This window comes from Microcoleus sp. A6-C6, assembly GCF_036705955.1.
In the GTDB taxonomy this organism is placed as follows: domain Bacteria; phylum Cyanobacteriota; class Cyanobacteriia; order Cyanobacteriales; family Microcoleaceae; genus Microcoleus.
Genome location: NZ_JAUBVR010000180.1, coordinates 1 through 1,677, shown reverse-complemented (window position 1 = coordinate 1,677; position 1,677 = coordinate 1). Strand labels below are relative to the sequence as shown.

At 41.4% G+C, this 1,677-nt stretch carries 1 protein-coding gene; it reads left to right on the top strand.

Going from position 1 to position 1,677, the window contains the following annotated elements:
• Nucleotides 1–170: 170 nt before the first annotated feature.
• Nucleotides 171–1,310, top strand: a complete 1,140-nt coding sequence (locus QUB52_RS29050; RefSeq protein WP_265233112.1) for an RNA-guided endonuclease InsQ/TnpB family protein — start codon at nucleotides 171–173, stop codon at nucleotides 1,308–1,310.
• The last annotated feature ends 367 nt before the right edge of the window (nucleotides 1,311–1,677 follow it).

The following is a 1,677-nucleotide window of genomic DNA, read 5'->3' as shown; positions in this document are numbered from 1 at the left end:
AACGGCTGTGCTTTAACTCTATAATTTCTATTTGTCAAGTACAATTTATACCAAATTAGATGAGCTTACCCTGCAATTTCGCTCAGCAGCCGAATTGAAACAATTCGAGTGCGTCTCAACCTTGAGACGTTGGGAATCGGAAGGAAATTGTTCAAAAATCTTAATTAGATATGTACGCCATCAAACTAGAACTAAAACTTAATAATCAAGAACGTACCTTGATGGCGCGGCATTCTGGCTATGCGAGATTTTGCTACAATTTCGCCTTATCTCTATATCAAGGTGTTAAAGAACACAGGGGTAGCAGCAGCAAAAAAGTAGCAGCGATTGAACGAGTTTTCACCAACCACGTCAAGAAATTACCAGAATATCAATGGACTACCACTCTGTCTTCCAGAGTTTATAAAACCACATTCCGCTATTTCGGTGAAGCACTATCGCGATGCTTTAAAGGATTAGGAAAGTTCCCAAAGTTCAAACGAAAAAAAGATGGCGACTCTTTTACAGTAGATGCGGCTGACTGGAATCATGCAGTTTTACTCAAACCGCAAAAGTTAATAAAAATTCCCACCTTGGGGACTTTTAAACTCAAGGAAGCAATCCCATTTCCTTGTATGGCGCAGACATTTACCATCTCGCGCACCGCAGATAAATGGTATGTTTCCTTCGTTATAAAAGCCGAAAAGATGCCACTGTTGTTTCACCCAGTTGTGGAAACTGTAGGCATTGACTTGGGTGTGTCAACTTTTGCTACTCTTTCCGATGGCAATTGTTACGAGTCTCCCCGTCCGCTCAAAACAGCGAAAACCAAGCTGAGCAAAGAACAGTGGAGAAATCGCCATAAGCAATTGGGTAATAGCAGATTGGGTGTGAAAGCATCCAATAATGCCCGAAAACATTATCGTAAAATTGCCAAAATTCATGCTAAAATTGCCAATCAACGTCGAGACTTTTTGCAGAAAACCACCACAAAAATTAGCCGAAAATATGCCCACATTTGCATCGAAGATTTGAATGTGAGTGGGATGATTGCTAATCATAAATTAGCGGCAGCTATTTCAGATTGTGGTTTTTATGAATTTCGGCGTGAATTGGAATATAAGTCAGCTATGTACGGTACGACGGTTGAATTGGTCGATCGATGGTATCCGTCATCAAAGACTTGTTCAAGTTGCGGTCATATTCAGTCAATGCCACTGAAAGAGCGAGTTTTTGAGTGTTCCAATTGCGGTATAACAATTAATCGCGACTTGAATGCTGCGATTAATTTAGCTCGTCAATCTGGCATGAGTAAGACCAGTTCGGTCTGAAGTTAAGCCTGTGGACAAGTAGGAGCCAACTCCCTTGGAAGAAGCAGGAAGTGAACATTAAATCTGCCATGAGTAGGTTTGAGTAGGTTTCATAGAACGGATTGACTTGTGTGCTCTGAGTTAGGCTTAGTTAGTGATGTCGATCGCAATTAGGGATAATTGCTGCTATAACCCGCTAAATCTCGTAGTTGCAGGCGAGCTGGGCGGTTGATTGCTGCCCAGATTCAGGAGAGGGGAAGAGGGGAGAAAGGAGGAAAGCGAGAATATTTGACTGTGGAGGCGGAATAGTTTATTAGACCTCTTGCAAAAAAAATCTATGCTATAATAGAAGGTTTTCAATTTAATCCCCCTAGAGCTAACTCATAAT